Source organism: Peribacillus sp. R9-11, from assembly GCF_031345095.1.
GTDB classification, from domain to species: Bacteria; Bacillota; Bacilli; order Bacillales; family DSM-1321; genus Peribacillus; species Peribacillus butanolivorans.
Genome location: NZ_CP133763.1, coordinates 3,428,914 through 3,442,574 on the forward strand (window position 1 = coordinate 3,428,914; position 13,661 = coordinate 3,442,574).

At 38.0% G+C, this 13,661-nt stretch carries 15 protein-coding genes; 4 read left to right on the forward strand and 11 right to left on the reverse strand.

Going from position 1 to position 13,661, the window contains the following annotated elements; translation table 11 throughout:
* Positions 1-190: 190 nt before the first annotated feature.
* Together RE409_RS16550 and RE409_RS16555 are read left to right on the forward strand one after the other, a co-directional pair.
* Positions 191-1,300 carry a mechanosensitive ion channel family protein gene (locus RE409_RS16550; protein WP_207196109.1) on the forward strand — a complete coding sequence of 370 codons (1,110 nt, stop codon included), beginning with the start codon at positions 191-193 and terminating at the stop codon, positions 1,298-1,300.
* Positions 1,301-1,429: 129 nt separating this feature from the next.
* Positions 1,430-2,785 (forward strand): MATE family efflux transporter, encoded by a 1,356-nt coding sequence (locus RE409_RS16555; protein WP_201185381.1) that lies wholly within the window; start codon positions 1,430-1,432, stop codon positions 2,783-2,785.
* A 62-nt stretch (positions 2,786-2,847) separates the two neighbouring features.
* Here the strand turns inward: RE409_RS16555 and RE409_RS16560 are convergent, their stop codons facing one another.
* Positions 2,848-3,621, reverse strand: a complete 774-nt coding sequence (locus RE409_RS16560) for an SDR family oxidoreductase (protein ID WP_053346579.1) — start codon at positions 3,619-3,621, stop codon at positions 2,848-2,850.
* A gap of 158 nt (positions 3,622-3,779) precedes the next feature.
* On the opposite strand from RE409_RS16560, the gene RE409_RS16565 reads away from it, so the two are divergent.
* Positions 3,780-4,247 carry an Hsp20/alpha crystallin family protein gene (locus tag RE409_RS16565; protein ID WP_201185383.1) on the forward strand — a complete coding sequence of 156 codons (468 nt, stop codon included), beginning with the start codon at positions 3,780-3,782 and terminating at the stop codon, positions 4,245-4,247.
* A gap of 243 nt (positions 4,248-4,490) precedes the next feature.
* On the opposite strand, the gene RE409_RS16570 is transcribed toward RE409_RS16565, so the two are convergent.
* From RE409_RS16570 to RE409_RS16605, 7 genes are all read right to left on the reverse strand, one after another.
* The gene (locus tag RE409_RS16570) at positions 4,491-5,255 is read right to left on the reverse strand and encodes a CAP domain-containing protein (protein WP_309557819.1); all 765 of its coding nucleotides are present in this window, start codon (positions 5,253-5,255) and stop codon (positions 4,491-4,493) included.
* Between the two features lie 579 nt (positions 5,256-5,834).
* The gene (locus RE409_RS16575) at positions 5,835-7,193 is read right to left on the reverse strand and encodes an IS1182 family transposase (RefSeq protein ID WP_309557820.1); all 1,359 of its coding nucleotides are present in this window, start codon (positions 7,191-7,193) and stop codon (positions 5,835-5,837) included.
* 333 nt (positions 7,194-7,526) lie between these two features.
* Positions 7,527-7,967 (reverse strand): FixH family protein, encoded by a 441-nt coding sequence (locus tag RE409_RS16585; protein ID WP_201185385.1) that lies wholly within the window; start codon positions 7,965-7,967, stop codon positions 7,527-7,529.
* Between the two features lie 17 nt (positions 7,968-7,984).
* The gene (locus RE409_RS16590; RefSeq protein WP_309557821.1) at positions 7,985-9,400 is read right to left on the reverse strand and encodes a sensor histidine kinase; all 1,416 of its coding nucleotides are present in this window, start codon (positions 9,398-9,400) and stop codon (positions 7,985-7,987) included.
* On the reverse strand, positions 9,393-10,082 hold the full coding sequence (locus RE409_RS16595) for a response regulator transcription factor (RefSeq protein WP_201185389.1): 690 nt from the start codon (positions 10,080-10,082) through the stop codon (positions 9,393-9,395). The genes RE409_RS16590 and RE409_RS16595 overlap by 8 nt, the downstream gene beginning before the upstream one ends.
* 5 nt (positions 10,083-10,087) lie before the next feature.
* Entirely contained in the window at positions 10,088-11,050 is a 963-nt protein-coding gene (locus tag RE409_RS16600) for a YncE family protein (RefSeq protein ID WP_201250763.1), read from the reverse strand.
* A 109-nt stretch (positions 11,051-11,159) separates the two neighbouring features.
* A complete protein-coding gene (locus RE409_RS16605; RefSeq protein ID WP_242486041.1) occupies positions 11,160-11,474 on the reverse strand; it encodes a hypothetical protein in 315 nt (104 codons plus the stop codon).
* A gap of 76 nt (positions 11,475-11,550) precedes the next feature.
* On the opposite strand from RE409_RS16605, the gene RE409_RS16610 reads away from it, so the two are divergent.
* Positions 11,551-11,796, forward strand: a complete 246-nt coding sequence (locus RE409_RS16610; RefSeq protein WP_056520764.1) for a hypothetical protein — start codon at positions 11,551-11,553, stop codon at positions 11,794-11,796.
* Between the two features lie 37 nt (positions 11,797-11,833).
* Here RE409_RS16610 and RE409_RS16615 read toward each other — a convergent pair whose 3' ends face one another.
* The 3 genes from RE409_RS16615 to RE409_RS16625 all read right to left on the reverse strand — a co-directional run bounded on the left by RE409_RS16615 (position 11,834) and on the right by RE409_RS16625 (position 13,649).
* Positions 11,834-12,001 carry a DUF2188 domain-containing protein gene (locus tag RE409_RS16615; protein ID WP_201188176.1) on the reverse strand — a complete coding sequence of 56 codons (168 nt, stop codon included), beginning with the start codon at positions 11,999-12,001 and terminating at the stop codon, positions 11,834-11,836.
* 63 nt (positions 12,002-12,064) lie between these two features.
* Positions 12,065-12,991 (reverse strand): CobW family GTP-binding protein, encoded by a 927-nt coding sequence (locus tag RE409_RS16620; protein WP_309557822.1) that lies wholly within the window; start codon positions 12,989-12,991, stop codon positions 12,065-12,067.
* A gap of 124 nt (positions 12,992-13,115) precedes the next feature.
* Entirely contained in the window at positions 13,116-13,649 is a 534-nt protein-coding gene (locus tag RE409_RS16625) for a cupin domain-containing protein (protein ID WP_201223986.1), read from the reverse strand.
* Positions 13,650-13,661: the final 12 nt, after the last annotated feature.

A 13,661-nucleotide genomic window follows, 5' to 3' on the forward strand; every position in this document is an offset into this window, starting at 1 on the left:
TCCAAACTTAAAAAATCACTTTGCATCCATATTACCATATATCCCTAACATTAATAACTTGAAAAAGTATTCAGTGAACCGTAATGTAACGTAATAAATGTAATCATCGATTAATTTTCCTTTTTCATTATGATTATATTATAATCTTAGTATTCTACAATACTACAAGATACATTGGAGGAGTAATACATTGCAAGAAGTTTCTCAATCTCTCCATCAATTTGATGGAATAGAGGCATGGACCAAACTAGGAATTTCAATAGGTATTTTTCTAATCGTCCTTTTGCTTCGGAAAGTATTTACCACCTATATATTCAAGTTCTTTCTACGAGTTGCAAAAAAACGCAAAGTTGAATTTGCAGCCAACTTAATGCTTGCCTTAGAACAGCCGATGAGATGGCTTATCGTTTTGCTCGGTGTGATTCTATCGTTGTATTATTTTCCGATTGACATACCTTCGGATGAATTAAAATCGAAGATATACCGTTCATTTTTTGCTTTCTTATTCTTTTGGACGATGATCAATATCAGTTCGATCTTAACCATCCTTTTTCCGAAATTGGTCAGTAAATTCGGTCTTGAGGTAGATCTAATTGTCATGCCATTCTTTACAAAAATCATTAAAATAATCATCATGGCTTTGGGCTTCTCTATCATTGCGGAAGAGTGGGGATTTAACGTCAATGGATTTGTTGCCGGACTTGGCTTAGGAGGATTAGCCTTTGCACTTGCCGCTAAGGATACCGTCAGCAATTTCTTTGGAGGAATTGTCATCGTTACAGAAAAACCCTTTACCATTGGTGATTGGATCAAAACACCAAGCGTGGAAGGAACCATTGAAGATATCACATTTCGAAGTACCAAAGTACGGACTTTTGCCCAAGCTTTAGTTACTGTCCCGAATGCTACCCTTTCGAATGAACCTATCATCAACTGGTCAAAAATGGGTAAAAGACAGATTGCTTTTCATCTAGGTATAAATTTCACAACACCAAAAGATAAGTTGGAAAACGTCATTAAGAGAATAGAAAATATGCTCATTGAACACCCAGAAATACATCCAGAAACGATTCTTGTGAAATTTGACGAGTTTAGTCATTCTGGTTTCAATCTCTACCTATATTTCTTCTCAAATGCAACAGACTTTGGGGGATATCTATCACTCAAAGAAGATGTTAACTTTAATATAATGGAGATACTTGAAAATGAAGACGTTCAAATCGCCATCCCTTCACAAGCATTCATCCTTCAAAAAGACTCAACCGCGGACATGAATGAATTTGAATCCATGCGCGACTGACAAAAAGACTTGCCGTTTTTACGGTAAGTCTTTTTTGGTATCAAATAAAAACTTAAACCATCACAAGCTTATGTGATATAATTCTTTCATTGTGTGGAAAATTTCAAATATTGATATTGAGGTACATCGATGAATCAGACTTATACAAAATCACAAAAGATCCGCCTATTATTTTATATATTAATCCCCATTCTGATCACTCAAATTGGCCTTTATGCCATGACATTTTTTGATGTGATGATGTCGGGACAGTACAGTACGCAGGACGTTGCTGGCGTATCAATCGGTAGTTCACTTTGGACACCTGTTTATACGGGGTTGAGCGGGATTTTGATTGCCTTAACGCCGGTGGTCTCACAGCTCGTCGGTTCCAAGCAGTCGAAATCCGTTTCCTATTCAGTAATGCAGGCAGTTTATTTAGCCGTCACTTTAGCTTTAGTCATTTTAATCATTGGGGCGTTTGCATTAAACCCCATATTAAATGCCATGAATCTTGAAGATACTGTCCACCGGGTAGCCCATGACTATTTGATCGCCCTTTCAATCGGGATTATTCCCCTATTCGTTTATAATGCGTTGAGAGCCTTCATTGATGCGCTTGGCCAAACTAGAATTTCTATGATAATAACCTTATGTGCACTGCCAATTAACGTCGTATTTAATTACCTGTTAATATACGGAAAGTTTGGATTCCCTGAACTTGGCGGCGTTGGTTCAGGGTATGCAACAGCAATTACTTATTGGTTAATTGCCCTGGTTGCCATCCTTGTTGTGGTGAAAATCAGCCCATTTTCAACCTATAAAGTTTTCCGTGAGTTTTTCCGGATTTCCTGGAAAGAGTGGCGTGCACTATTAATAATTGGGGTGCCTATCGGGCTGGCTATCTTTTTTGAAACAAGTATTTTCTCAGCGGTTACCCTTTTGATGAGTAAATATGATACCGTGACAATTGCTTCGCACCAGATTGCAATGAATTTTGCATCATTGCTTTATATGATGCCGCTAAGTATATCAATGGCATTGACAATTGTAATTGGATTTGAAATCGGGGCAGCTCGATACAAAGATGCCAAAGAATACAGCTGGATTGGGATTACCATGGCATTAACGATGTCGCTTGTTTTGTCGGCCATTCTATTTCTCTTCCGTGAACCCGTCGCGTCGGCATACACAAAAGACTATAATGTAATGATGCTGACATCACATTTTTTAATATATGCAATCTTCTTTCAGATTTCTGATGCACTCCAGGCACCTATACAAGGAATACTACGAGGATATAAAGATGTAAATGTTACCTTCGCTATGTCTCTAGTATCCTATTGGATTCTAGGGCTACCCATCGGTTTTATATTTGCAAAATATACAGGTATGGGAGCCTTCGGATATTGGATTGGCTTAATTTCCGGTTTGGCTCTTGGAGCTATAGGTTTGGCAGCACGTTTAAGGTATATACAGCAAGTAAAATATAAAAAAATGGTTTAAAAAAAGGTGAGGCCGAATTAACGGACTCACCTTTTTCCATTTTAATAACCAAATTAAACAAACTAAGCTTTGTGAATTTTCCCCAAAACATCTTTTCCACCTGTAACCGGAATGATGCTTCCGGTAATAAAATCGGATTGTTCATCACATAAGAACGTGATAACTCGAGCTAAATCTTCTCCCGTCCCCGGTCTGCCAATTGGAACAGTTACATCCTTTTGTCCTTTTGCAACTATTATCTCTTCTTCCTTCCATTCACCAATAATATCGCCGGGACAGACCATATTCACGGTGATTCCATTTGTTGCTTCTTCAACCGCTAAAGTTCTAGTTAAGGAAGTCAATCCGCTTTTGGCTGCGGCAAAAGCGGAACGATAAATCCAACCTGGTGCCGTCTCACAGCGGTCAAACCCTAAAGTAATGATCCTACCCCAACTTCTTCTGCGCATATGAGGAATTATTTCCTTAGCAAAATAGAAAAAACCATTTAAATTACCGTTCATAATGTAATTCCACTCATCACTGCTATATTCAGTCATAGGCCTACGTTCATGCATATATGGCCCAGCATTATGAATGAACATGTCAACATGTCCGAAGGCTTCTATGACCAATTCTGTTACCTGTTTACAATCTTTCTCACTTGAAGCATCACCTTCAAGAGCGAGCGCCTTAATATGGTACCTTTCCTGCAATTCAGTCACCAATGCTAAAGCTGCTTTTTTACTTTTTCGATACGTAATGATAATAGACACTCCATTATTTGCGAGTGAATAGGCGATTCTCTTGCCGATTCCCGTTGCTCCTCCAGTTATAAAAGCTACTTTATCATCCACAGGCTTTCCCTCTTTATCTAATGGATTTTACTTAATTATACATAAGTTTGATTCATTTTCTATAATTTAGCAAATATACAAATGAACATCTAGGCTTCAGCCTGCATAAAATAACAGAAATAACCCTGTCAGTTGATTGCAGGAGAGAGGAATTCAACATGTTTCCTTGGAATTCACTTTTTTCTTTAAAAAATAATTCAAACCAAAAGGATTTCATGAAAAATATGCAGCAAAGTGATGTACAGTCGTTCATTGAAAAGATATTTTCGCAGATGATCCCTGAAAATATGCAAGGAATGATGCAACAAAACGATACTAGCTCACAAAAAGAAAATACTAGAACTGAACACCCTTTACATGCCGAGGTATTTGAAACCCATTTATTTGTCTTTGTAAGAATTCCCATAGAAGATGAAGCATGGCTAAAAAAAATGAAACTTTACCATACATCTAATCAATCCATCGTTGAGGGAATCCCAGAAGCGACGGACCGGCATGTAATTACATTGCCTGCTCTTGTAAAGAAGAAAGGAGCATCCGCACAATTTAAAGAATCAACATTGGAAATCCGTCTCCAGAAAAGTTTCAATGCCCAGTATTCGGAAATTGATGTATCTGATATTTAATTTGGCGCTACTGGAGCCTCACTAATGAATAAGTGCGGTTCCTGCTTTTGTGTTGATGCGAGTATTTGTAAAATCGATGCTATTTATAGCAGTATCGACTAAATTTTATTCGGATTTGATGGAATTCATTCTATTTAGAATCAATTCCCTTATCTATCCTATATATTTCAACGACTTAATAAAAAAAAAGAGTGCACCCATATGATTCCCAGGGTACACTCTACTATTAATCTATCATTCTTATTATTTTCCGATGAACTGTTGAGTCCAGTAGTTACCAGATTCTACGTAGCCTACTCCGATATGAGTAAAGCTTGAGTTCATGATGTTTTCACGATGTCCTTGGCTGTTCATCCAAGCTTCAACTACTTCTTCAGGTGTTTTTTGACCTTGTGCGATATTTTCCCCAGCTGATGTGTAGCTGATTCCAAATTTTTTCATCATATCAAATGGAGAGCCGTAAGTTGGGCTATTATGATCAAAGTAATTTTTGTCTTTCATATCTTGAGATTTCAAACGAGCAACCTTGCTCAATTCTGTATCTATTTTAAGAGCTGCCAATCCTTGTTTTGCACGCTCTGCATTAGTTAATTTAACCACTTGTTGTTCAAAAGCGCTTAATTCAGAGCTTGTCTCTGTTTTTTCATCAGTATTTTTTTCAGGTTGTGAATTCGTAGTTCCAGCTGGTTTTTGAACTGGTTTTTGAACTGGTTTTTGAGCTTGTTCTTGAGCTGGTTGTTGAACTGGTTTTTGAGCTGGTTTTTGAACTGGTTGTTGAACTGGTTGTTGAACTGGTTGTTGAACTTGTAAGGATTGTGAAGCAGGTAATGTTATGTTGTATTTAGTTAAATATTGGTTAAGGACTTTTTGCATATCTTCTTGATTAATAGATTTATATGTTACTTGTTTAACAGTATCACAGTTTGCTGCTTCTGCTTGGTTAGCTCCCACTCCAGTGAAAATTATAGCTGCTGCTGCTGCTGCTGACATAAACATTTTCTTTTTCATTTGTAATTCCTCCTGTAAAGTTCATTGGTGTTTTGTTTCTGGATTCATCATAACATGCGTTTTTTGTAATATAGGAACCATCTATTTCCATATGTTTTACAGGTAACGAATGTGAAAAAATTTCGATCCAAGTTTCAGAGAAAGTAATCAAAAAAGCTTTCTCTATCGATGTTTTGGGATCTAGTACATATACTCATATTTTTCCAGACAATCCTTGTCAATGGTAGTTACATAGAACCATTTCCATGGAATACTAATAACTTTTAGTTGACATCTCGTTGCCAAACCCTTTAGTATGACTTTCTTTACTTTTATGTTACAAATTTATCGATTTAAAGTTGATTTTCGTCATTTTTATGTGTACTTTTTTCTTAAGTAATGAGAATTCAAAATTCATATACTCTAAAACTATTTTAAAACCCTTAATTTTTACAAAAATAAAAAACAATCCGGGTAAACCCCGAATTGTTCAGTTTGTAGACAAAAGGGGTCCAGAATGTTTTAATTCTATACCCCTTTTGAAATTCCCTTTGAATTTTGATCAAGATTAAGAGATTGGGCCTCTACGAGCCCACTTTATTAAGCCATTATTGGACCTTGCCATGTCCAATTGGCAATCTTCTTTAAATTCATGGCAGCGAATGTAAGCATCGCCTGCATCGACAATTTTTTAAGTCCCCTTAAAGTAGTCCAACGCATACCATGCTTTTCTTTTGCATCTGCGAATACACGCTCTATTGTTTCTTTGCGTTTCGCATATATAGGTTTTACATCCTTGTGGTGACGCAGATGATCTGCTTCTTCCATATAATTTTGCCAGATATGGCGTGTCACCACTTTTTGATGGTCTTTGCTTACTGTACACTGTGATAAAAATGAGCATGTCGCACAAGTGTGTTTGGGTGATTTGTACTCGCGATAGCCCTCTTTATTTGTTGTTGAGTACTTTAAAATCTCGCCCGATGGGCAGAGATAACAATCAAAATGTTCATCGTAAACATAGTCATGCTTGCGAAAGAACCCTTCTTTTGTTCGTGGACGTGTATAGGGTAAAGCTGGTGTGATTTCTTTCCCAAAAAGGTAGCTTGTAATGGCTGGTGTTTTGTAAGCTGCATCTGCGGCAACAGCTTCAGGTTTTCCAACTTTCTCAATCACTTGTTCAACAAGAGGCTCTAAGATATGACTATCATGCGTATTTCCCGGTGTTACAATCGTCCCCAGCACAAAACCGTTGCGGTCCGCAGCCGCATGAAATGAATAGGCAAACTGTTTTGTTCGTTCATCTTTTACATAGTAGCCACTCTCAGGGTCAGTTGTACTTTCTTTAATTTCTTTGGTTTCTTCTTTATCAAATTTATCCGGTGGAAAAGGCTTCTTTCCATTGTTTTCACGATCTTGATTTATTTCTTCTTGAAGGCGTCCTTGATATGCTCGTGTTTCCTTACGAACGATTTTCTTTTCGAATTTCCGCTTATTCGCACTGGCTTTCACATGTGTTGAATCAACGAATACGTGCTCTGCACTAATTAACTTTCTTTCTGAGGCTGTCATTAAGATACGATAAAAAATCTGTTCAAACAGGTCTGTATCTTTAAAGCGACGCTCATAATTTTTCCCGAACGTTGAGAAGTGAGGTACTTTATCATGGAAACCGTAACCTAAAAACCAACGGTAAGCCATATTCGTTTCAACTTCTTCAATCGTTTTACGCATCGAACGAATACCGAAGGTATATTGAATGAATGTCAATTTAACTAAAATAACTGGATCAATACTTGGGCGGCCTATCTCTGAATACATCTCTTTCACCAAGTCATAAATGAAAGTGAAGTCTATGGCCCCCTCAATTTTACGAACCAAATGGTTCGCTGGCACCAGTTGATCCAAAGTAATCATTTCAAGTTGATCTCGCTGAATAGAATTATGTTTCGAAAGCATCGTCATCACCTCAAGTTTTAATACTCCTATATTAAAACAAAAAAGACTGTAGGAAAAAGTGTTTATTTCTAATTGTTAAAACAAAGTTGATTGGAACGGAAGGTGCGAGACTCCTGCGGGAAAAGCGTGTCCAAGGGAGACCCCACAGGCGCAAAGGCGCCGAGGAGGCTCCCTGACCGCCCGCGGAAAGCGAGTGCCTAGAGCGGAAATCAACGTTCGAATTTTTACACCCCCTCAAAAAAACTGTAGACAAACTCGATTTCCATCGAGTTTGTCTACAGTCTGAACAATCCGGGTAAACCCCGAATTGTTTTAGTTTTATCAGTAAAATTATTATTTCTTTTCTTCATCATTCATCTCGTCCATTTCCTTTTTACCTCCGTTTTCTTCAGGCTGACTTGGTTTGCCTATGACGAATTCCTCTTTAGGCATGTTGTGCATATTCCTTGCCGTTACATGAGCATAAACATAATAGGTTCCTTCTTTATCAAAGGTTTTTTCCAATTCATAGATACCTTTTCCTTTATGTTTTACAGCCGTTTTGTCGTGGTCATCACTATTTGCAAGCCATATTTCAAAACTGACATCATCCGCATCCGTCACTTCTTCATCCCCATAAGTCACTTTTGCCTGAAACTTTACCGGCTCATTTATTTCTCCTTGAACAGGATCGACAGTTAACTCGACATTTAGCATTTTCGGAATTTCCTCTTCCTTGCCACATCCTGCCAACAAGATTAAAGCTGTACATAATAACATTATCTTTTTTATCATTGAACGTTTCCCCTTTTTTATGAAGTCCAATCTTCTTTTATGGTCGGAAGCACAATGCTGACTTTTGTACCTGTATGTTCCCTGCTTTCTATTTCAATTTTACCATTTTGTAGCTCCACCAATTTTTTCACGATGGAAAGACCCAGCCCCGATCCGCCATCAAATCGGCTTCGTGCTTTGTTTACTCTATAAAAGCGATTCATGACATAAGGTAAATCAGCTGCAGGAATCCCGTTGCCCGTGTCAGTGACTATGAGCTCGCAATCTCCTTTATACTGTCTTAAAGTAATTTTGATGAATCCATCTGGATTCGTATACTTAACGGCGTTATCAAAGACATTATGAAGGATTTGCTCTATCCTTCCTTCATCTCCTAGTATAATTGGATCCGGATCTAGTTCGAGCTCTAAACCAAGCTGCTTTTCTTTTAATATCGGTTCATATTTGGCAAGTACATCTTCAATGAATTGTGCATAGGCAATCGGAGTTTTATTTAAAGTGAATTGATCACTGTCCAATTTAGATAAGTCCATCAAATCACCTACAAGCCGCTGTAGCCTAAGTGCTTCCCTTGAAATAAGTTGAAGATATTTTTGCTCTTCTTCCTCATTTTTCACAACACCATCCAATATAGCCTGCGTGTAACCTTTCACGTAACTTAACGGCGTCCGTAGTTCATGGGCAACATTTTCGAGAAACTCTTTTTTTCTTTCTTCCTCTAAATGAATGGATTTGGCCATTTCATTAAAAGCATGTGCTAGATTCCCTATTTCATCATGGCTCTTTACCTGAATCTGTATGTCATAATCTCCCTCTGAGACACGATGGACAGCTGTCTCGATTTCCTTAATCGGACTGACTAGCTTTTTCAACCATTTTGTTGTCAATAAAATGGAAACAATTAAGAATAAGAGAACGGCTGCCATCCATTTTGCAGCAAATTCCTTAAGTAAATCTGTAATCGAGTCTACAGGAATATATGTATAGATGATACCTTCGAGGCGGTCTTCATCAATCAAGGGAATGATAGCCGCTACGATGTTCTTTTCAAACCTTTTCTCATACCCCTCTTTTTCAACAACCTTTCCATCTAAGAGCATTTGCCGTTCTTCTGCAGAAATGAGGGTGTCATAATTGATTTCAAAGGGAAGGCAGGCACTTAATTCCCTTGGATTATTGACGACAAAGACCTCGCTGTCACTTTTACTGTTAAACCATTCAACTTGTTGTTTGAAAGCATCACTGATCTCACCTCCGAAATAGTCCGCTCCAAGTAAGGAAGCTTCATTGACTAGATCGGTTTTCAACTTTTCCACATACAAATTTTTATAATAATATTGAGAAAGAGAATAAGCGAACAACACTGAAAGAATGATTGCTGTAATAATAGTTAGCCATAGTTTAAAAGAGAGTGATGACCACTTATTACTCATTTTTTTCCTCAATCTTATAACCAATTCCCCAGACAGTTTGAATATAATCGGCCGCCCTCAATTTCATCCTAAGCGTTTTGATATGGGTATCGACCGTACGTAAAGATCCTCCATATTCTCCGCTCCAAACATTTTCAAGTAGTTGTTCACGGCTTAGTGCCTGATTTTTATGACGCATAAGAAATAGAAGCAATTCAAACTCTTTCAAGGTCAAATTGATTGGCTTCCCATCTAGCAGAACCGTTCTTGATTGGAGGTTTAAATTGATTTTACCGAATCGGACGGAAGTTTGATTTTCTTCATTCAATGAGATTTTCCCTGTTCTTCTTAATACCGCTTCCACCCTTGCTACGAGTTCACCCGGATTAAATGGCTTTACAATGTAATCGTCCCCACCGAGCTTCAACCCTTTTACCTTATCCCATTCTTCACCTTTCGCACTAACAAAAATTACAGGAACATCCGAACTTGAACGGATTTTTTCACAGACGCAAAAACCGTCCATTTCTGGCATCATGATATCCAAAAGGATTAAATCGACTTCATATGTTTCAACCAGACTTATAGCCTCTTTACCATTTGCAGCTTGAAGGCATCGATACCCTGAGTTAAGCAAATACATTTCAACTAAATTACGCATATCTTCTTCATCATCAACGACTAAAATGGTGTAACCGTGCATGTTATCTACTCCCTCAACATCAATTGAAATGGACCTTGACCGACTTTGATGGTTTTTTTAACCTCGACTGTTTCAGCATCCACTACATACACTTCATCACTATCATATCCCGCCACAATCACGTCTTGTTTAAAGTTCGCCATTTCAAAAGGATTGACGCCGACCACTCTGCTTTTCACTTCTTCATACTGATCATTCAATTTATATAAGGAGCTAGTGCCGTGACTGAGGATAAAAATCCCTTCAGCATTCTCAATGAACTTTATCGGCATAGTTGGGGCCTTCAACTTTTGCTTCAACTCTCCCGTTTTTGCCGAATAAATATAGAGATTTTCTTCTACTTTGTCTCCAACACCATGGCCGCCTATCCAAACTTCATCCTTTTCTTCCCTTAATAAGGTGCCTGTTGAAGAACTATGTATCGGAAATTCCATATCCACCTTTTTCGTCTCCAGATTGATTACCGAACATTTGGTATCGCCAAAGTTAATGACATACAAGCGATTCGCTTTCTCTCCTTGAAGAACGGTCAATGGGCTTTTCCCAACCTTGACTATATCCTGCTCCTCACCTTTATCATTTAAAAAATAGATGGAATGATTCGACTGATTGACTGCCACGATGCTTTTTCCGTCATGAAGCAACAGCATATTGACAATCCCTTTCCCTATTTCCCAGCTGTCTATCAGTTTTCCGGCTGATAATGAAAACACCTGGATTTTCTCCATCTCTTTTCCATAAAGAAGTATAGTATCTTTATCTGCTAGGAGCAATGCTCCGGTAAATGGTTCTGAAATATCCCAATTGGCAAAAGGTTGATAGTTTTTATCTATGAATGTAAGGGACGTATCCTTAATATTGACTGTCGCCAAAAAAGATTTATCTTTGTTTATTTTTGTATATGTATCACTTCTATTACACCCACTAAGTAGTATGACGGCAAACAAAAGCGCAACACCCCACTTCATATTTTCGGCTCCTTATTCATAAAATATCTATTTTTTTTAAATTTTAACAATGAGTTGTGAAAAAAGTATGAAACAAAAAAGAATATTAACTAACATTCACTTGTGATATTTACTTCGAGGATGAGAGCCTTTCGAGTTCCGTAACATAGGCCATAACGATTGCGTTCTTTTTCTCATCAGAAAGCGAAGATTCCATCACCCGTTTAATGCTGAGGTAAAACTTTTCAAGTATTGGTTTTCGGGCACGAGGATGGGTGTTTTCATCTAAAAGTTCACGTCGGATAAGTTCTGATAACACTTTTCCCCCTTCCCCATTTGTTATCTTCCGATTATTCCAGATACTTATATATGCTTCCAATAATGCTTCATTCATGACCGTTTCTTTCATAAAATTATCCCTTCCATCCATTACTAATTTATACATATTAAGAATCATTTTCGTAAAGACTACCTTTATAATACGATTACACTTTTAAAAATTCAAAAAAGGAGTGAGTATAATGTCTCAAGTATACCGCTGTCCGAATTGCCGGACAAATAAATCTCGCTTCAATCTCATTCAGCAAATACCAACACCTGTTAAAAAGGATCCGCAATCCGGTGAGATTGTTGAACAATACTCGAACGATTCTCTTCAGCCATTCCATCTAGCTTATAATGGTCCTGAAGTTCGTGTGCAATGTGCAGCATGCGGGTTAATTGAAGATGAGAAAACATTTGCAGCCTTTGGTGGGTTGCAGCAATAAAAATAGTCAGACCCGTTTAATGGGGTCTGACCATTTTTCAATCTTTTTTGACAGCCATTTTGGCCCGGTCAATGGCAATTGGAATAGCTTTTCCATCCTTATAGCCTTCATTAAGTAAGGCATTCGCAATCTCAATTGCTTTTTCTCGGACATCTTTATCAAGATTATTCATTGAATCAGGGTAATCGTTTTTATTCCAGGGCACAAATACCGCCTCCTTGAAAAGAAAGTTAACTTTCTTTTCCCCTCTTTCATCGGCAGTAATCGTTTAATGTGGTGCTTTTGCTTCCAAAGCTTTTAACTGACTAATCATCATTTCTTTATCCAATTTCTCACCGATAATAACGATATTTAGTGGCATTTTTATCATTTCATTCATATACATTGGCATTCCGTATGAGTATTGAAATAAATGAGGGTATTGTGAATGTGTGAAGGAAATGTATCCTTTCATTCGATAGACCGTTTCTGGAAGTGCCCTAAGCCAATCTTCAAAGTCGGTTTGTACCACTGCCCCTTCAAATGTATGAACAACGGCCGTTAAATGCAAATGGCTCTGGACATCCAGTTTTTGATGGACTTTATGCTGTTTCCTTTGCATCTGTTGCAAAGATATCAAGGAGACAGCTGCATACTCTGTCAATAAACATACAGCTTCAGGATTCAGACCTTGAATGGAATAAATAAGTTGGGCTGCCTCCATTTCGCTTACTAGATCCGCTTTATTTAATAAAATGAAATCCGCATGATGGATTTGCTCAGCAAGCAACTGGCGTAGCTGTGGAGAAAGCTCATCTCGGTCGCGCCACCTCAACAAGTCAACAACTGTTATAATCCCTTTATATTCCAGTTTTTTCGCGAATAGCGGTGACATAATACCATCCAGCACTTCAACTGGATGCGCAGCACCTGTTGTTTCAATATAAACGGCGTCTAAATCATTTTCCGTCAACAATTCATGCAGCTGAACTTCGAGCTTATCCTGAATTGTACAACAGATACAACCGTCAAACAGCTCCTTCAGAGGTACATCATCACCAATCAAACCGCTGTCCACTGAAACACTGCCGAGCTCATTTAATAGCACGGCCACTTTTCTACCCGCTACACTTTCCTGCTTTAATATATTTCGAAGAAGCGTTGTTTTCCCGCTACCGAGAAAACCACCTAATATGTACACTTCGGTTGTTTTCATTCGTATCTGCTCCTATAATCCAGCTAAATTTAATTCCGTTAAATTTTATCATACTTGCCCTTCTAAAGCACCCGCGAAGGCCATATAAAAAAACCAGCCCGATAGCTGGTTTTTCTCAATTGATTTATGCTTGAACTTCGTCTTTTTCGTAAATTGGAACCCAACCTGCTGCTGTTACGAAGATACGGACAGCTACAGTTTTTCTATCTTCTGCTAACGTGAAGTAATGACGCGTCGATTCTGGTACGCTGATTAAATCTCCAGGATTCAGTCGTACATCAAACCATTTTTGTTCACTGCCTTCAATAGCAAAGATACTGGTTCCACCTGCTATAAAACGTACTTCATCATCTTCATGATGATGTTCCTGCTTAAAGTTTTCAAGCATTTGATCCAAGTTTGGGTTTGCATCGGATAGTGTGATGATATCATGTGCTTTATATCCGCGTCTTTCAGAAATCTCTGCAATCTCTGATTTGAACGTTACAAGGATTTCATCTTTATCGTCATCCGTTAGATCATATTTTTCTACCAGATGGGACGGTAATTTCGATATATCCCATTGTTCGTATATAACACCTTGTGTTTCTAAAAAATCTTTTACCTGTTCACTGTTTTCAATAACCTCATTTGTTTCATGGAATCTAATTGTAGCCATTACCTATTCCTC